The sequence below is a fragment of the Janthinobacterium lividum genome, assembly GCF_034424625.1.
Lineage (GTDB): Bacteria > Pseudomonadota > Gammaproteobacteria > Burkholderiales > Burkholderiaceae_D > Janthinobacterium > Janthinobacterium lividum.
The window spans coordinates 5,763,524-5,779,791 of sequence record NZ_CP139976.1 but is presented as its reverse complement, the minus strand read 5'-3'; the positions used below and the strand labels follow the sequence as shown (position 1 = coordinate 5,779,791).

Sequence of the window (16,268 nt, the reverse complement as noted above, 5' to 3'; positions counted from 1 at the left end):
CCGGCAGTTCAGGTGTTGGGGTGAACGGGCCAGGCCTCAATAATTCATGGGTTCGCCCCGGAAGCAGCGGATCGCCGAATCGACCATGCCCTCGGCGCTGCCCTGCACATTGTGCTGCTTGCGCAGGTATTGTGCGTCGCTCCATTGCTTGGCCACGTCCGACAGGTGTTTCAGGGCTGGCGTGCTGCCCAGCGCCTCGGCGTGCGGTTCCATCTTGCGCAGGGTGGTCATGATGTCTTCGCGCAGCGACATCGTTTCGTAGGTTTTCGGGTGCGTGATGGCGCCATCGAGGCCGAAGCGGCAAGCCTGGAAGCGGTTGTAGTTATACACGAGGTAGTCGTCTTCCACCGGCGGCGTTTCGCGGCGTTCGAGCAGGTAGCGGCACAGGGCCTGCAGGTAGGCGGCCAGCGCGGCGGCCCGCTCCACCGTCAGCGGCGTGTCGCACACGCGCAGTTCGATGGTGCCGAATTCCGGCTTGGGACGGATATCCCAGTAAAAATCCTTCATGCTCTTGATGATGCCCGTGTTCTCCATCTTGGCGAAATACTCGTTGGAGAACTGGTCCCAGCTGAGGGTGAACGGCGCGCGCCCGCTCATGGGAAACGCGAACACGGAGTTCAGGCGGGCCGAATCGAACAGGGTGTCGCGTCCCTGCACGTAGGGCGAGGAAGCCGACAGGGCGATGAAGTGGGGGATGTAGCGGTTCAGCGAATGCAGCAGGAACATGGCGTCGTCGCCCGAGGCGCAGCCGATGTGCACATGCTGGCCGAAGATGGTGAACTGCTTGGCCAGGTAGCCGTACAGTTCCGAGATTTCCTGGAAACGGGGCTTGGAAAAGATCTTTTGCGACGACCACTGCTGGAACGGGTGCGTGCCGCCGCCCGCGATGCCGATATTGAGCTTGTCGCCGGCCGTGATCAAGGTGTCGCGGATTTCCTGCAACTGCTCCAGCAGGGGGCCATGATGCGTGTGCACGCTCGAGTTGATCTCGATCATGCTCTCGGTGATTTCCGGCGTGACGTTGCCGGGGAACGGTTTTTTATTCAGCAGATGCAGCAGGTCGGGGCTGGCGGCCGTCAAGTCATAGTCCGACAGGTTTACCAGTTGCAGTTCGAGTTCGACGCCGAAGGTCAGCGCGGCCGATTGGCCAAAGGGTTCCAGCGGCATTTAGCGCTCCTTGATTTCGTGGGTTTCTTTGGCCAGCATCAGCACGCGCTGCACCAGCACGGGGCCGACCAGTTCCAGGCCCAGGGTGATGGCGGCCAGGGCGTTCAATTCGTCGCCGAAGTTCACGCCATGCTGGCGCGCGTGTTCCAGCAGCAGGATGATGAAGACGGAGACGGGCGTCAGCGCCACTCCCGTCAGCACGCCCTTGCGCCAGGAAATGCCGCTCACATGCGAAAACGCGGCCACGCCGACGACCTTTGTCAGCAGGCGACCGCCGACGACGGCCAGTGCCAGGCCCGCGCCGGCTGCCACGCTGGCCCATTCCAGGGTCGAGGCGGCATACACGAACAGCAGCACCGTCAGCAGCTCGCCCAGCGCGCCGAAATTGCGCTGCGCCTGGCTGAAGGCGACGCGGCGGTGGCGCGCCACCAGGCCGAAGGTGAGGGTGGCCAAGAGCGGCGACAGGCTGGTGGTGTAGGTGAGGGCGACGAGCAGCATCACCGACAGCGCGAACGCCACGGTGGCATCCTGCGCCATGTTGCCCAGGCGGCGCAGCATGGCCGGCACGACGATGCCGAAGACGGTGCCGGCGGCCACGGAGGCGGCCAGCACGGCGGCGCTGCTGCTGCTCGCCTCGATCAGGTCTGTGGAGCTCTGGAACATCCAGAAGCCGACGATGATGTTGAACGTGAAGACGGCCAGCACGCAATTGAGGGCGGTGAGGTGGACGATGCGTTCCGTGACCTGGCCCGAGCTGCGTTCCTCGTTGATGACGCGCATGATGGTGGCCGGCGAGGTGGACATGGCCAGCGACGCCAGCAGCAGCGCCGTCATCGAAGTGCTGCCGAATTCGATGCCGATGAAGTAGACGACGGCAAAGGTCAGCAGGGATTCCACCAGCCCCGTGACGGCGATCCAGGGATTGTTCTTCAGCCAGCGCAGGTTGATGCGGTAGCCCACCTCGAACAGGATCAGGCCGAAGGCCACGTCGGCCAGCACCAGCATGGGGCCCGCGTCCGTCTGCGGCAGGATGCCCACCTGCGTCTGCGCGAGGACGAAACCGATCACGCCGTAAAAACTGATGCGCGGCAGGCCAGTCCAGCGGTGGCCGAATTCGCCCACCACCCAGGCCAGGGTAATGGCGAACGGCCAGGACAGGTCGGCGGCGATCGAGATCAGACTTTGCATGCTCATTCCTTTGAAAATGGCGCTGGCACCGGCCGACAGCACGGGGCTGGCGCGGCAATGTCGTGGTGCAGCGATGGTGCATTGTTTGCGCAGAGCGATGCGCCGATTCTACCGGAGCAGAAGGCGCGCACGATGTGCGCAATCGAACAGTGTCGCGGCCATGGCGGCCGCGCACAGGATGCAGCAGGTTGGGCAGGGCTGGTATCAGCGTATGGTACCCGCCCGCAGCGGAGATGCTCCGCACGGTAGTGCCGTGTCGCAGTGTACGGCATGGCAGCCCCCTGCCGCCATGGACTTTTTGTTGCGTGCCTTTATTTACTGAGCAGACGCATGCCCCGTTCCAGCCCGTCGATCGACAGGGGGAACATGCGGTTGTTCATCAGTTGCCGCATCACGCCGATCGACTGGCGGTACTGCCATAATCCCTCCGATTCGGGATTGAGCCAGATGAATTTCGGGAACGCCTGGGTAAAGCGGGCCAGCCACGTCGATCCCGCTTCCTCGTTGTTGTATTCGACGCTGCCGCCCGGTTGCAGGATTTCATAGGGGCTCATGGTGGCGTCGCCGACGAAAATCAGCTTGGTGTCGGGCGGGTATTTGCGCAGCACGTCCCAGGTGGGGAACCGTTCGGCGTTGCGGCGCCGGTTGTTCTTCCACAGGTAGTCGTAGACGCAGTTATGGAAGTAAAAGAACTCCATGTTCTTGAATTCCGTCTTCGCCGCCGAAAACAGTTCCTCGGTGCGCTCGATATGGTCGTCCATGCTGCCGCCAACATCGAGCAGCATCAGCACCTTGATGCGGTTCTTGCGTTCGGGCCGCATCCTGATGTCGAGATAGCCCGCGTTATTGGCCGTGGCGGCGATGGTGGCGTCCAGCGCCAGTTCATCTTCCGCGCCTTCGCGCGCGAATTTGCGCAGGCGGCGCAAGGCCACCTTGATGTTGCGCGTGCCCAGTTCGCGCTCGCCGTCGTAATCCTTGTAGCTGCGCGCTTCCCACACTTTCACGGCCGTGCGGTTGCCGCCCTTGCCGCCGATGCGGATGCCTTCCGGGTTCGTGCCGCCATTGCCGAATGGCGACGTGCCGCCCGTGCCGATCCATTTGCTGCCGCCTTCGTGGCGCTCCTTCTGTTCCTTCAGCAGCTCGTTCAGGCGGTCCATCAGCTTGTCGTAGCCGAATTTCTCCAGCTGCGCCTTCTGCTCCTCCGACAGCTCGCGCTGCATGCGTTTCAGCAGCCAGTCGAGCGGAATCGCCGCGTTCGTGTCGAAGGCCGCGTTGACGCCCTTGAAGTACTGGGCAAAGGCGCGGTCGAACTTGTCGAAATGGGCTTCATCCTTGACCAGGGTCAGGCGCGCCAGATAGTAAAAATCGTCCATCGAAGCGTCGATGACGTTCTTTTGCAGCGCTTCGAGCAGGGTCAGGAATTCCTTGATCGAGACGGGAATCTTCGCATCCTTGAGCGTGAAGAAGAAGTCGATCAGCATGGCGCTTCCTCTGCCCCGGCGGCTCCCGCGCGGGGCAGTGCGGCGATGGGGCGCTGGGCCAGCTTGTAGCGCAAATGGGCGGCAATCTCGGGCCACTCGCCGCGCGTGATGCTGTACATGACGGTATCGCGCACGGTGCCGTCGCGGCGCAGCGCATGGTGGCGCAGTACGCCGTCCTTTTTCGCGCCCAGGCGCTCGATGGCCGCCTGCGAGGCATGGTTGAAATTATCGGTGCGCAGGCCCACCAGCGCGCAGCCGAGCGTGTCGAAGGCGTGCGCCAGCAGCAGCAATTTGCAGGTGGTGTTGACGTGGCTGCGCTGGCAGCGCTTGGCATACCAGGTGTAGCCGATTTCCAGGCGCCCGATGGCTGGCACCACGTCGTGGTAGCTGGTGGTGCCGAGCACCTCGCCGCTGGCCACGTCGATGACGGCAAAGGCGAAGCGCGAAGGGCGCATCTCGATGCCTTTGAAAATGTACTGGTCCACCTGGTCCGGCTCGGGCACGGAGGTGACGCGCAGATTCCACAGCTCGCCGTCCATGGCCGCCGCGCGCAGGCCAGGCGCGTGGTGCGGCGCCAGCGCTTCGAGGCGGATGCCGTGCAGTTCCAGGGGGACGAAGACCTTGTCCGGGCTGATGTCGTTCACCGGCGCTCCTTAGCGGTTGGTGCGCGACATGAACATCAGGCGCTCGAACAGGTGCACATCCTGCTCGTTTTTCAGCAGCGCGCCGTGCAGCGGCGGCACGACTGCCTTGTTGTCCTTGCTGCGCAGCGCGTCAACGGGGATGTCTTCGGCCAGCAGGAGCTTGAGCCAGTCGAGGAATTCCGATGTCGACGGTTTTTTCTTCAGGCCCGGCACGTCGCGCACTTCATAGAAGGTTTGCAGCGCCTGCGCCAGCAATTCCTGTTTCAGGTGCGGGTAGTGGACGGCGACGATCTGCTCCATCGTGTCCTTGTCCGGGAATTTGATGTAATGGAAGAAGCAGCGGCGCAGGAAGGCGTCCGGCAATTCCTTCTCGTTGTTCGAGGTGATGATGACGAGCGGACGGTGGCGCGCCGTGACCATTTCGCGCGTCTCATACACATAGAATTCCATGCGGTCCAGTTCGCGCAGCAGGTCGTTCGGGAATTCGATGTCGGCCTTGTCGATCTCATCGATCAGCAGCACCACCGGCTCGGGCGCCGTGAACGCCTGCCACAGCACGCCCTTGACGATGTAGTTCTGGATGTCGCGCACGCGCTCGTCGCCCAGCTGCGAATCGCGCAGGCGCGAGACGGCGTCGTATTCGTACAGGCCCTGCTGCGCCTTGGTGGTCGATTTGATATGCCATTGCATCAGCGGCATGTTCAGCGCGGCGGCCACTTCCTCGGCCAGCATGGTCTTGCCCGTGCCCGGTTCGCCCTTGATCAGCAGCGGGCGTTGCAGGGTCAGCGCCGCATTCACGGCCAGTTTCAGGTCGGCGGTGGCGACATAGCTGTCGGAACCTTCGAAGCGTTGGCCTTGCTGGGTGTGCTGTGCTTGCATGAGCGGTCTGCCAAAGTAGGGAAATGGTGAGTATAAACAGAACTGTGGCGCACTGCCACGCGGACGGCCTGTGCCTGCCTGCCTACAATGCGGGTTTTATAGGTGGACTTGCAAGAATATCTTGGCTAGAATCGGCAAGCAGCAGATTAATTGTCAACCTTAATTGTCAATACATAAAATCAATAAAAAACCAGCTCTGGCGTTTCTCCGATTACCTTTGTTCACATTGCCACTATGAAAAAAATATTTGCACTTCTCGTGCTTGCCGGCATAGCAAATGCCGTCACAGCGGCTGACATTGTAGGAAACGCCAAGGCAGCCCCTGCCAAGGTGGAAATGTGTATCGGCTGCCACGGCATTCCCGGTTACAAGGCAACCTTCCCTGAAGTATTCCAGGTGCCGATGATCGGCGGCCAGCCGGCAAAATATATCGAGAATGCGCTGCAAGCCTATAAGAAGGGCGACCGCAAGCACCCCAGCATGAAGGGCATCGCCAGCAGCCTGTCGGACCAGGATATCGCTGATGTCGCCGCGTATTATGCGCAACAAGCCAAGACGAACTGAGGACCAGCCAGATGAAAAAACTACTCGCCGCCCTCGTTTGCGCCACCGTCTCGTTCGGCGCCAGCGCCGCCGGCAATATCAACACGGGCAAGGCCCTGGCCGAAAAATACAGCTGCGCCACCTGCCACGGCAAGGATTACGGTTCGCCCATCGATCCGTCCTATCCGAAACTGGCGGGCCAGCACAAGGACTACCTGGAACACGCCCTGACGGCGTATAAGCGGGGCGACAAGCCCAATGGCCGCAACAACGCCATCATGACGGGCCAGGTAAAACCGCTGAGCAACCAGGACATCAAGGACCTGGCCGCCTACTTCCACAGCCTGCCGAGCACCCTGGTCACGCACCGCTGAGTTTTAACCCTGCTCAGGCTTTCAAGCCCACCCGGCGCGCCAGCTTATGTAAATTGCTGGCGTCCAGCCCCAGCTGGCGCGCGGCAGCGGCCCAGTTATCCTGATGCAGGACCAGCGCTTGCCGGATGGCCTGGCGCTGGCTCGCTTCCACGATCTGATGCATGGACAGCAGCGGCGCCGCTGGCGTGCCGCACGCGGCTGGCGCCAATGGCGGCGCCTCCGCGCCGGCCGGCGCTTCCAGCGCATCGAGGTCGAGCATATCCGTTTCCAGGGTCACGATGTCCTTGCGGTCCGCGCCGCGGATCACGGCTTTCAGCGCGGCCCGGCTGATCACATGTTCCAGTTCGCGCACATTGCCCGGCCAGCGGTAATGGCACAAGGCGTTTTCCGCCGCGGCGGACAGGCGCAGGCTGCGCAAGCCCAGGCGCGCGCGGTTCAGTTCCAGGAAACCACCGGCCAGCAGCAGCACGTCATTGCCCCGCTCGCGTAGCGGCGGAATCGGCACGGGATACACGGATAAACGGTGGTACAGGTCGGCGCGGAACGAACCGTCGCGCACATGCTCGCGCAGGCTGCGGTTGGTGGCGGCAATCACGCGCACGTTGACCCTGCGCGGCCGGTCCGCGCCCAGGCGCTGGATTTCGCCATTTTGCAAGGTGCGCAGCAGCTTGGCCTGTATCGACAGCGGCAATTCCCCCACTTCATCGAGAAACAGGGTGCCCCCTTCGGCCGCCTCGAAACGCCCGGGCCGGTCGCTGACGGCGCCGGAAAACGCACCGCGTACATGGCCGAACAATTCGCTCTCGGCCAGGGACTCGGGCAAGGCCGCGCAATTGACATGGATCAGGGGCTTGCCGGCGCGGCGCGACAGGCGGTGCAGGCGGTGCGCGCACAGTTCCTTGCCGACGCCCGTCTCTCCCAGCAGCAGCACGGGCAGTTCGGAATCGGCGACCACCTGCAATTCGTGCAGCAAGTGCGTGATGGCGCTGCTCTGGCCGACGAAATCGTGTTCCTCGCGCGGCGCTTGCGCATCGGCCAGCATGGCGCCGCCCGACAGGCGCAGGGCGCGGATTTCCGCCTCCAGGCGCGTGACGCGTACGGCCGCCTCGATGGCGCAGGCCAGCTCGCCCAGGTCGCGCTGCGCCTGCGTATCGAAAGTGCCCACCTGCAGCGCGTCGAGCGTGATCACGCCCCAGCGTTCGCCTTCCAGATCCAGCGCCATGCCCATGCAGTCGTGCACGGGCAGCGGCTCGCCGGCCCGCTCGGCGATCAGGCCATCGTAGGGATCGGGCAGGGAACTGTCGTGATGGAAGCACAGCACGCCGCGCCGCTGCAGGATGGCGGCCAGGCGCGGATGGTCGGCGACGGCGAAGCGGCGTCCCAGCGCGTCGCTGGCCAGGCCGGCCATCGCCACGGGGCGCAAGTGCTCGCCATCGAGCTTGAGCAAGGCCACGGCCTCGCAGCCGAAGTGGGCGCGCAGGCTGCCGACCAGGCGCTGCAGGCGCACGGCCACGGGCAGGTCGGCGACCAGGTCGGTGAGCAGCAGCAGGTGGATGGCAGTGGTGGTCATAAGTACCATGCAGGGTACAACGGACCATGCTTTAAAAGGGTCATACCGACCCTGCAATTTTCAAATCGTTGATTTAAAACAAGTTTTTCCTGGCACGTCGTTTGCCTAGGTAAGGGGGCCGAACCGGCATACAAGACCAAGGAAAGCTTGATGAAAACGACTCCCCCCCTCCGCGCCATTGCCGCCGCCATCTGCGTACTGGCCATGCCCCTGTCCGTGCAAGCCCAGGCGAGCCTGCCGGCCAGCGCTGCCGCCACTGCGGCCAAACCCGCCGCCGCCACGCTCAAGCGCTATGAACTGCAAACCAATATCGTCGACGGCAAGATGGTGTTCATCGATGCCAAGGGCCAGGTCAATCCCGTGCTGGCGGCCAGGGTGGGCGACACGGTCGAACTCGTGCTGAAAAGCGGTGAAGGCGCCGAGCACGACCTGCTGATCCCGGAACTCAACGTGGCCTCGGCCAAGTTCAGCGCCAATAGCGGCAGCACCACCGTGCGCTTCAAGGTCACGCGCGCCGGCACGTTCACCTATTACTGCTCGATTCCCGGCCACCGCCAGATCGGCATGGAAGGCAAGCTGGAAGTGAGCGGCACCTCGCTGGCTGAAGCCGGGGCACCGAAGGCTGCTGGCGCCGGCAGCGCTGCCAGCGAATCGAGCCAGGCCGCCGCGCTGGCCCTGTACACGCCCGCACCGTCGCCGATGCGCGGTCCCGATCCATCGGCCGTCAGCGTGGCCGCCAATCCGGCCTCCGTGCCGGCCGCCATCGGCGCGCGCGCGCCGCAAACCCTGAAATACCGCATGGAGACGGTGGAGCTGCCGGGCAAGCTCGATGACGGCACCAGTTTTACGTACTGGACCTTCAACCGGCAAGTGCCCGGACCCATGCTGCGCGCGAAGGTGGGCGACACGGTGGAACTGACCCTGTTCAATGCCAAGGACAGCAAGATGATCCACTCGATCGACCTGCACGCCGTGACGGGCGGCCATGGCGGCGGACAGCACACGCAGGTGGCGCCGGGGCAGGAAAAAACGGTCACCTTCAAGGCGCTCAATCCGGGCCTGTACGTGTATCACTGCGCCACGCCCCTGGTGCCGCAGCATATCGCGGCCGGCATGTACGGCATGATCCTGGTCGAACCGGAAGGCGGCCTGTCAAAAGTCGACCGCGAGTATTACGTGATGCAGGGCGAGATGTACACGGGCCGTCCGCACGGCGCGCCCGTGCACCAGGAACCGAACCTGGAAAAAATGGCCAATGAACTGCCCGACTACTACGTCTTCAACGGCGAAGTGGGCGCCTTGAGCAAGACGCACAAATTGCAGGCGAAAGTCGGCGAGACGGTGCGCATCTATTTCGGCGTCGGCGGCCCGAACAAGATTTCATCGTTCCACATCATCGGCGAGATATTCGACAAGGTGTACAGCGAAGGCTCGATCAGCAGCCCGAAACTCGACGTGCAAACCACCCTGGTGGCACCGGGCGGCGCGACCATCGTCGAACTCAAGGTACAGCATCCGGGCAGCTATCTGCTGGTCGACCATGCCTTGTCGCGCGCCGGCAAGGGCGCCGTGGGCGTGCTGGAAGTGACTGGCGAACCCGTGCCCGGCGTCTACCACGCGGGCGCCCGCCAATAAACCCTATTCATCATCAAGGAACTGTTATGGAAATGATCGAGCTATCCCTGGGCCAACTGGCTCGCCGCATCCCTGGCGCCACGCGCCTGTTCGATGCGCACCGCCTGGATTTCTGCTGCGGCGGCAACAAGACCCTGCGCGCAGCGGCCGAAGCGGCCGGCGTGGACACGGCGCCCATCGTCGAGGAACTGCGGCTGCTGGCAGGGCGCGCAGATACCAGCGGCGAGCGTGACTGGCAGGAAGCCTCGGCCACCGAGCTGGTGGAACACATCCTGGCGCGCTACCACGCCGTGCACCGCGAGCAGCTGCCCGAGCTGATACGCCTGGCACGCAAGGTCGAGCAGGTGCATGGCGAGCGCGCCGACTGTCCGCACGGGCTGGCGGAACACCTGTCGGCCATGGCGCAGGAGCTGGAAAGCCATATGCGCAAGGAAGAAGACGTGCTGTTCCCGATGATCGTGCGCGGCCAGGGGCCCCGGGCCGGCGCGCCCATCAACGTGATGCGCATGGAGCACGACGATCATGGCGTGGCCTTGCGCGCCATGGAAGCGATGACGAACGATATCACCGCGCCGGCCGGCGCCTGCACCACCTGGCGCGCGCTGTACACGGGCTTGCGCACCTTCCGTGCAGACTTGATGACGCACATCCACACTGAAAACAATATCCTGTTCGAGCGCTTTGCGCCGGCCGTGGTGCACTGACAAAGGAAAGACCCATGGGTCCCTACAAAAAACTCTGGTTCACCCTGATCGGTGTGCTGATCGTGACGTTTTCGCTGCTCGGCTACTACGGCACGGAAGTCTACCGGCAGGCGCCGCCGATCCCCGCGCAGGTGCTGGCGCAGGATGGCCGGCAACTGTTCGACCGCGAGGGCATCCTCGATGGCCAGACGGCCTGGCAATCCGTCGGCGGCATGCAGCTGGGCTCCATCTGGGGCCACGGCGCCTACCAGGCGCCCGACTGGACGGCCGACTGGCTGCACCGCGAACTGACGGCCTGGCTGGAACTGGCCGCGCAAGAGCTGCATGGCAAGGCGTACGCGGCGCTTGACGGCCCCGCGCAGGCGGCGCTGCGCGAAGCGCTCAAGATCGAATACCGCGGCAACCGTACCGATGATGCGCAAGTGCTGCGCCTGTCGCCGCGCCGCGTGCAAGCCATCGCCAACACGGCGCACTATTACGATCAGCTGTTCTCCGACGCGCCGGCGCTGCAAAAAAGCCGCGAGCATTTCGCCATGAAGGAAAACACCTTGCCCAGCGCCGAGCGGCGCGCGCAGATGACGCAGTTCTTCTTCTGGACGGCGTGGGCCGCCGCCACCGAACGTCCTGGCCAGAAAGTGACCTATACGAACAACTGGCCGCATGAACCGCTGATTGGCAACCAGCCCAGCGGCGAAAACCTCGTCTGGTCGGTCGCCAGCGTGGTGGTGCTGCTGGCCGGCGTGGGCTTCCTCGTCTGGGGCTGGGCCTTCTTGCGCGACCACGACGAAGCGCTGCCGGCCGCCGGTCCGCGCGATCCGCTCACCACGTTCGCCCTGACGCCTTCGCAGCGGGGACTGGGAAAATATCTGTTCCTGGTGGTGGCGCTGTTCACCTTCCAGGTCTTCATCGGCGGCTTTACGGCGCATTACACGGTGGAAGGGCAGCAGTTCTACGGCATCGACGTGTCGCGCTGGTTCCCGTATGCGCTCACGCGCACCTGGCACATCCAGGCCGCGCTGTTCTGGATCGCCACGGGCTTCCTGGCTGCGGGCCTGTTCCTCGCGCCCCTGATCAATGGCGGCAAGGACCCCAAGTGGCAGCGTCTGGGCGTCGATGTGCTGTTCTGGGCCCTGGTCGCCGTGGTGGTCGGTTCCTTCATCGGCAATTACCTGGCCATTGCGCAAGTGATGCCGCCCGAGTGGAATTTCTGGCTCGGCCATCAAGGCTATGAATATGTGGACCTGGGACGTTTGTGGCAAATCGGCAAATATATCGGCATCCTGCTGTGGCTGGTGTTGATGCTGCGCGGCGTGGTACCCGCCCTGCGCAAGCCGGGCGGCGACAAGAACCTGCTGGCGCTCCTGACCGCGTCCGTCGGCGCCATCGGCCTGTTCTATGGCGCCGGCCTGTTCTACGGCGAACGCACGCATCTGTCGGTGATGGAATACTGGCGCTGGTGGGTGGTGCATCTGTGGGTGGAAGGCTTCTTCGAAGTGTTCGCCACGACGGCGCTGGCCTTCATCTTCTCGACCCTGGGCCTGGTGTCGGTGCGCATGGCCACGACGGCCAGCCTGGCGTCGGCCTCGCTGTTCATGCTGGGCGGGATACCCGGCACCTTCCACCACCTGTACTTTGCCGGCACCACCACGCCCGTGATGGCCATCGGCGCAAGCTTCAGCGCGCTGGAAGTGGTGCCGCTGATCGTGCTGGGCCACGAAGCGTGGGAAAACTGGCGCCTGAAGGAACGCGCGCCATGGATGGAAAACCTGCGCTGGCCCATGATGTGCTTTGTCGCCGTCGCCTTCTGGAACATGCTGGGCGCGGGCGTGCTGGGATTCATGATCAATCCGCCCGTGGCCTTGTACTATATCCAGGGCCTGAACACGACCCCCGTGCATGCGCATGCGGCGCTGTTCGGCGTGTATGGCTTCCTGGCGCTGGGCTTTACCTTGCTGGTGCTGCGCTATTTGCGGCCCGACTACCGTTTCAGCCCTGCGTTGATGAAGACGGCGTTCTGGGGCTTGAACGCGGGCCTGGTGCTGATGATCTTTACCAGCCTGCTGCCGATTGGCATCATCCAGTTCCACGCCAGCGTGACGGAGGGCCTGTGGTATGCGCGCAGCGAGGAATTCATGCAGCAGCCGCTGTTGCAGAACCTGCGCTGGATACGCACCTTCGGCGACGTGGTATTCATCGTCGGCGCCATCGCCATGGCGCTGCAGGTGGTGCTGGGATTGCTGGGCAAGGCGCCGAAGGCGGCCGTACTGCAGCCGCAGGCGGTGTCGCCGGGTTAGCGGCGGCGCACGCAGTCGATGTACGCGTCCGTGTCCGGCGGCAAGCCCGAACGTTGCGAAGCCCAGATCATCTGGCCCAGGCATTCCATCACTTCGTGCTGGGCGGCATGGGCCGAATCGAGGCGCTGGGTGAGCTGCTGGACGGCCGGGCGGATGCCGCGCGGCTGGTCCACCTGCACCTGCTCCGTGATCGACAGATGCATGGACAGGTGCAGGAAGGGATTGGCTTGTCCGCCTTCGACGGAGTAATCGCGCGCCAGCGCCGCTTCAACGTCGGAGAGCTCGTTCTCATACTCGGGGTGTTCCAGGATCCAGTCGAGCGCGATGGCTTCCATCGGCGTGAGGATTTCATGGGCGCGATGCTTGCGCAATGTTTCACAAAAGAAACGGCGCACATCGTCGGAAGAAGGGTTGAACATGGCTGAAGGACTATGGCTAAAGGGCAGCCGGCATTGTACCGCGTAGCCGTAATAAGTTCTCAGGCCCGGTCGATCCTGGCCGCATAACAACCACGTTTGGCATTGTGCACGTGGATATAGCTGACAGCCGGGTTCTCAAACAGCCGCGCGATCACGGTTTCAATGGCCGTGCCTTCCACCACATCGGCATCGACCATCATCCCACCTTCCGTATAGCCGCGCAGCGACAGCAGCCGGATGCGCATCGATTCGGGCACCTGGTCGACGGCGTCATAGGCTTGCGTGGCGCCCTCGCGGATAAAGATGGCGTGCGAGGCGCGGTAGGGCGTGTCCGCATCCTGGCAGACATGGTTCAGCAGCAGCACCATGTCGCCGATCGCCGCGTCGCGCAGTTCGATGCGGTCCGGGTAACCGGGTTGGCTGTCGACCACATGGCGGATAATGCCCAGCGCGGCCAGTTCGGCGTCAGGCAGGCCGAAACAGGCCAGGAAAGGGGCGGGCGACAGGCCGCGGATACGAAAAGACATGGTCAGGCTCCGGTGTGGTCAAAGCGTTATCAGACCATGATGGATGGGGGCTTGCCATCCGTTTCTTGCTCCGTGCATTCCTGCACCAACTGGCTTTTTGACGCCTGGTTACTGCCAAATTAATACTCCACAGTAAGTGTTATCCACGATCCTGGCGGCCCGGCAAGGGCAAATAACGGTGATAAAATCGCTGTTCTTGATATTTGCTATAGACAATCGCCGTGTTGTGAGTTTGGCCCCGCGCGAGGGCCAAAACAGCAGCGGCGCCGTGTTTTCCTTGTCCGCACCATCGCCACTCCATCGCTGCCGCAAGCTGCGGCGCGGCGGCGGCATGCATGCGTCATCACCATCGTTACCCCTTGATCCGGCCGTTCTTGCGCTGGAGGGATAGCCATTTTCCGATGATCTTGCGCTTGCCGCCCGGGTGGCCTGGAAGAACCAACCCTCAGTATTCATAACGGAGTTACCCATGCGTAAATCGCTATTACTTTTGATGTCGTGCCTGATCCTGGCGGCATGTGACAAGACCCCTCCGGCCTCGTCCGAAAAACCGGTCGACGTGCTGCTGATCGGCGCCGGCACCATGAGCGCCACTCTGGGCAGCATGCTCAAGGAACTCGATCCGTCGCTGACGATGGAAATGGTCGAGCGCCTCGATTCCGTGGCCGCCGAAAGCTCGGATGCGATGAACAACGCGGGCACGGGCCACTCGGCATTTGCTGAACTGAACTACACGCCGGAAGCGGCCGATGGCAGCATCGAGACCAAGAAAGCCGTTGCCATCAACGAGCAATTCGAAATTTCCAAGCAATTCTGGGCTTATCAGGTAGCCAACAAGCACCTGGGCGCGCCGCAAACCTTCATCAACAACGTGCCGCATATGGCCTTTGTCTGGGGCGACGACAATATTGCCTTCTTGAAGAAGCGCTATGCCGCGCTGCAAAAGGAAAACCTGTTCAAGGGCATGCTGTTCTCGGAAGACCAGGCGCAGATCGAACAGTGGGCACCGCTGGTCATGCAAGGGCGGGACAAGGGCCAGAAAGTGGCCGCGACACGCATGGAAATCGGTACCGACGTCAATTTCGGCAATCTCACGCGCGGCCTCGTGAAATACCTGACGGACAGCCATGGCATGGTCCTGCACCTGCGCCACCAGGTGGAAGACATCCAGCGCGGCGCCGATGGCGTGTGGAACGTGACGGTGAAAGACTTGAACGCCGGCAAGGAAAAGACCATGCGCGCCAAGTTCGTCTTCATCGGCGCCGGTGGCGGTTCGCTGCCTCTGCTGGAAAAATCGGGTATTCCTGAAGCCAAGGGCTACGGCGGCGTGCCGGTCGGCGGCCAGTGGCTCGTGACGACCAATCCGGAACTGGTGGCGGCGCATGCTGCCAAGGTCTACGGCAAGGCATCCGTCGGTTCGCCGCCGATGTCCGTGCCGCATCTCGATACGCGCATCATCGATGGCAAGAAAGCCCTGCTGTTTGGCCCGTTTGCCACCTTCTCGACCAAGTTCCTGAAAAACGGTTCGTGGATCGATTTGCCTGCCTCGATCGGCACGGGCAATGTGAAACCCATGCTGCAAGCCGGCTATGACAATATTCCGCTGACGAAATACCTGGTCGAACAGGTCATGAACACGCCGGAAGACCGTTTGAAAACCCTGCGCGAATACTTGCCGAACGCCAAGATGGAAGACTGGACCCTGCAAAACGCGGGCCAGCGCGTGCAGATCGTCAAGGATGACCCTGTCAAAGGCGGCTTGCTGCAGTTCGGCACGGAAGTCGTCGGCGCCGCCGATGGCAGCATCGTTGCCCTGCTGGGTGCATCGCCAGGCGCCTCGACCGCGCCGCCGATCATGATCAAGGTGCTGCAAACGGCATTCAAGAGCCGCCTGGCTACGCCGGAATGGCAAGCGAAGATGGTGGAAATGGTGCCGTCGTACGGTCAAAAGCTGAACAATGATCCGGCCCTGGCCAACAAGATCCGCCACTACAGCAGCAATATCCTGGGTCTCAAAGCGATTACCCTGGACGTTCCAGTCGCTGCGCCAGCGCCGGCAGCAAACTAAGTCGGCCTGACCGGCAGGAGAGTTTCCTGCCGGCATGAAAAAAGGGGCAGCCTGTTCAGGCTGCCCCTTTTGCGTGGGAGAGTGCGTTCATGGTGCGGCGGACTACTCCTTGCCTGGCAAAATCAGCTCCGGCGTACACCCTTCGGCGGCAATGCCGTCGCAAGGCTTGGCCAGTGCCGTACCATCCTGTGCCCGTGGCGCATGGGGCTGGCGCAGATAGCGCGACGTGTGGCGGTGCGCTTGCTGTGCGTTGCCATGCACGGGCCAGGTCAGGAAGCGGGACAGCTCCTGCAAGGCACGCTGGTAGACATCGCGTTTAAATTCAATGACGACATCGAGCGGGACCCAGTATTCATGCCAGCGCCAGGCGTCGAACTCGGGATGGTCGGTCAGGCGCAGATTGACGTCGTTATCGCGCGCGCACATTCTCAGCAGAAACCAAATCTGCTTCTGGCCACGGTAATGGCCACGAATCTCGCGCTTGATGAAGTGGTCTGGCACCTCATAGCGCAGCCAGTCGCGGGTGCGGCCGACAATTTTGACGTGTTCCTGTCTGAGTCCGATTTCCTCTTCAAGTTCGCGAAACATGGCTTGTTCCGGTGTTTCGCCATATTTGATACCGCCTTGCGGAAACTGCCATGAGTGCTCGCGCACCCGCTTGCCCCACCACACCTCGTTCTGGGCGTTTAGCAGGATGATGCCGACGTTGGGCCGAAACCCTTCACGGTCGAGCATAATGCACCTCAAACTTTCTGCGACAGTGCGTCTTTTTTTA

Annotated in this window: 16 protein-coding genes; 6 read left to right on the top strand and 10 right to left on the bottom strand. The window is 62.8% G+C overall.

The genetic code is table 11. The features are described 5' to 3' along the window. Window positions 1-36: 36 nt before the first annotated feature. From U0004_RS26130 to U0004_RS26110, 5 genes are all read right to left on the bottom strand, one after another. Window positions 37-1,167 carry a YbdK family carboxylate-amine ligase gene (locus U0004_RS26130; protein WP_070256033.1) on the bottom strand — a complete coding sequence of 377 codons (1,131 nt, stop codon included), beginning with the start codon at window positions 1,165-1,167 and terminating at the stop codon, window positions 37-39. Then, on the bottom strand, window positions 1,168-2,355 hold the full coding sequence (locus tag U0004_RS26125; RefSeq protein WP_034780723.1) for a cation:proton antiporter: 1,188 nt from the start codon (window positions 2,353-2,355) through the stop codon (window positions 1,168-1,170). Window positions 2,356-2,666: 311 nt separating this feature from the next. After that, a complete protein-coding gene (locus U0004_RS26120) occupies window positions 2,667-3,836 on the bottom strand; it encodes a vWA domain-containing protein (RefSeq protein WP_070256030.1) in 1,170 nt (389 codons plus the stop codon). Next, on the bottom strand, window positions 3,830-4,480 hold the full coding sequence (locus U0004_RS26115; protein ID WP_070256028.1) for a GNAT family N-acetyltransferase: 651 nt from the start codon (window positions 4,478-4,480) through the stop codon (window positions 3,830-3,832). Before U0004_RS26115 ends, U0004_RS26120 begins: the two co-directional genes overlap by 7 nt. A 9-nt stretch (window positions 4,481-4,489) precedes the next feature. Next, window positions 4,490-5,359 carry an AAA family ATPase gene (locus U0004_RS26110; protein WP_070256025.1) on the bottom strand — a complete coding sequence of 290 codons (870 nt, stop codon included), beginning with the start codon at window positions 5,357-5,359 and terminating at the stop codon, window positions 4,490-4,492. A 234-nt stretch (window positions 5,360-5,593) separates the two neighbouring features. On the opposite strand from U0004_RS26110, the gene U0004_RS26105 reads away from it, so the two are divergent. Then, entirely contained in the window at window positions 5,594-5,923 is a 330-nt protein-coding gene (locus U0004_RS26105; protein WP_034746524.1) for a c-type cytochrome, read from the top strand. Between the two features lie 11 nt (window positions 5,924-5,934). After that, window positions 5,935-6,276: a c-type cytochrome gene (locus U0004_RS26100; RefSeq protein WP_034780283.1), complete on the top strand. Its 342-nt coding sequence runs from the start codon at window positions 5,935-5,937 to the stop codon at window positions 6,274-6,276. A 13-nt stretch (window positions 6,277-6,289) separates the two neighbouring features. Here U0004_RS26100 and norR read toward each other — a convergent pair whose 3' ends face one another. After that, complete coding sequence (gene norR / locus U0004_RS26095) at window positions 6,290-7,846, bottom strand: nitric oxide reductase transcriptional regulator NorR (protein WP_070256022.1); 1,557 nt, start codon at window positions 7,844-7,846, stop codon at window positions 6,290-6,292. Between the two features lie 150 nt (window positions 7,847-7,996). Here norR and nirK point away from each other — a divergent pair, with 150 nt between their 5' ends. The 3 genes from nirK to U0004_RS26080 are packed head-to-tail and all read left to right on the top strand — an operon-like array spanning window position 7,997 to window position 12,479. Beyond that, a complete protein-coding gene (gene nirK, locus U0004_RS26090) occupies window positions 7,997-9,481 on the top strand; it encodes a copper-containing nitrite reductase (RefSeq protein WP_070256019.1) in 1,485 nt (494 codons plus the stop codon). Window positions 9,482-9,507: 26 nt separating this feature from the next. After that, a complete protein-coding gene (gene ytfE, locus U0004_RS26085) occupies window positions 9,508-10,185 on the top strand; it encodes an iron-sulfur cluster repair protein YtfE (RefSeq protein ID WP_070256015.1) in 678 nt (225 codons plus the stop codon). Between the two features lie 14 nt (window positions 10,186-10,199). Beyond that, window positions 10,200-12,479, top strand: a complete 2,280-nt coding sequence (locus tag U0004_RS26080) for a nitric-oxide reductase large subunit (protein ID WP_070256012.1) — start codon at window positions 10,200-10,202, stop codon at window positions 12,477-12,479. Here the strand turns inward: U0004_RS26080 and U0004_RS26075 are convergent. The 3 genes from U0004_RS26075 to U0004_RS26065 all read right to left on the bottom strand — a co-directional run bounded on the left by U0004_RS26075 (window position 12,476) and on the right by U0004_RS26065 (window position 13,762). Continuing rightward, window positions 12,476-12,898 carry a DUF1841 family protein gene (locus U0004_RS26075; RefSeq protein ID WP_034780276.1) on the bottom strand — a complete coding sequence of 141 codons (423 nt, stop codon included), beginning with the start codon at window positions 12,896-12,898 and terminating at the stop codon, window positions 12,476-12,478. The genes U0004_RS26080 and U0004_RS26075 overlap by 4 nt on opposite strands. A gap of 59 nt (window positions 12,899-12,957) precedes the next feature. Further along, window positions 12,958-13,425 (bottom strand): DUF1203 domain-containing protein, encoded by a 468-nt coding sequence (locus tag U0004_RS26070; protein WP_070256009.1) that lies wholly within the window; start codon window positions 13,423-13,425, stop codon window positions 12,958-12,960. A 139-nt stretch (window positions 13,426-13,564) separates the two neighbouring features. Next, window positions 13,565-13,762, bottom strand: coding sequence for a hypothetical protein (locus U0004_RS26065; protein ID WP_139144129.1), 198 nt, complete (start codon window positions 13,760-13,762; stop codon window positions 13,565-13,567). Window positions 13,763-13,894: 132 nt separating this feature from the next. Here U0004_RS26065 and mqo point away from each other — a divergent pair, with 132 nt between their 5' ends. Continuing rightward, complete coding sequence (gene mqo / locus U0004_RS26060) at window positions 13,895-15,493, top strand: malate dehydrogenase (quinone) (RefSeq protein ID WP_231958296.1); 1,599 nt, start codon at window positions 13,895-13,897, stop codon at window positions 15,491-15,493. 102 nt (window positions 15,494-15,595) lie between these two features. Here mqo and U0004_RS26055 read toward each other — a convergent pair whose 3' ends face one another. Then, on the bottom strand, window positions 15,596-16,228 hold the full coding sequence (locus tag U0004_RS26055) for an RNA pyrophosphohydrolase (RefSeq protein WP_034780273.1): 633 nt from the start codon (window positions 16,226-16,228) through the stop codon (window positions 15,596-15,598). Window positions 16,229-16,268: the final 40 nt, after the last annotated feature.

Coding starts and splice junctions, on each gene's coding strand:
- U0004_RS26110 (WP_070256025.1), bottom strand. CDS start 5,359: ATGCAAGCACAGCACACCCAGCAAGGCCAACGCTTCGAAGGTTCCGAC.
- U0004_RS26130 (WP_070256033.1), bottom strand. CDS start 1,167: ATGCCGCTGGAACCCTTTGGCCAATCGGCCGCGCTGACCTTCGGCGTC.
- mqo (WP_231958296.1), top strand. CDS start 13,895: ATGCGTAAATCGCTATTACTTTTGATGTCGTGCCTGATCCTGGCGGCA.
- U0004_RS26080 (WP_070256012.1), top strand. CDS start 10,200: ATGGGTCCCTACAAAAAACTCTGGTTCACCCTGATCGGTGTGCTGATC.
- U0004_RS26075 (WP_034780276.1), bottom strand. CDS start 12,898: ATGTTCAACCCTTCTTCCGACGATGTGCGCCGTTTCTTTTGTGAAACA.
- U0004_RS26065 (WP_139144129.1), bottom strand. CDS start 13,762: ATGCATGCCGCCGCCGCGCCGCAGCTTGCGGCAGCGATGGAGTGGCGA.
- U0004_RS26070 (WP_070256009.1), bottom strand. CDS start 13,425: ATGTCTTTTCGTATCCGCGGCCTGTCGCCCGCCCCTTTCCTGGCCTGT.
- norR (WP_070256022.1), bottom strand. CDS start 7,846: ATGACCACCACTGCCATCCACCTGCTGCTGCTCACCGACCTGGTCGCC.
- U0004_RS26055 (WP_034780273.1), bottom strand. CDS start 16,228: ATGCTCGACCGTGAAGGGTTTCGGCCCAACGTCGGCATCATCCTGCTA.
- U0004_RS26125 (WP_034780723.1), bottom strand. CDS start 2,355: ATGCAAAGTCTGATCTCGATCGCCGCCGACCTGTCCTGGCCGTTCGCC.
- ytfE (WP_070256015.1), top strand. CDS start 9,508: ATGGAAATGATCGAGCTATCCCTGGGCCAACTGGCTCGCCGCATCCCT.
- U0004_RS26105 (WP_034746524.1), top strand. CDS start 5,594: ATGAAAAAAATATTTGCACTTCTCGTGCTTGCCGGCATAGCAAATGCC.
- U0004_RS26120 (WP_070256030.1), bottom strand. CDS start 3,836: ATGCTGATCGACTTCTTCTTCACGCTCAAGGATGCGAAGATTCCCGTC.
- nirK (WP_070256019.1), top strand. CDS start 7,997: ATGAAAACGACTCCCCCCCTCCGCGCCATTGCCGCCGCCATCTGCGTA.
- U0004_RS26100 (WP_034780283.1), top strand. CDS start 5,935: ATGAAAAAACTACTCGCCGCCCTCGTTTGCGCCACCGTCTCGTTCGGC.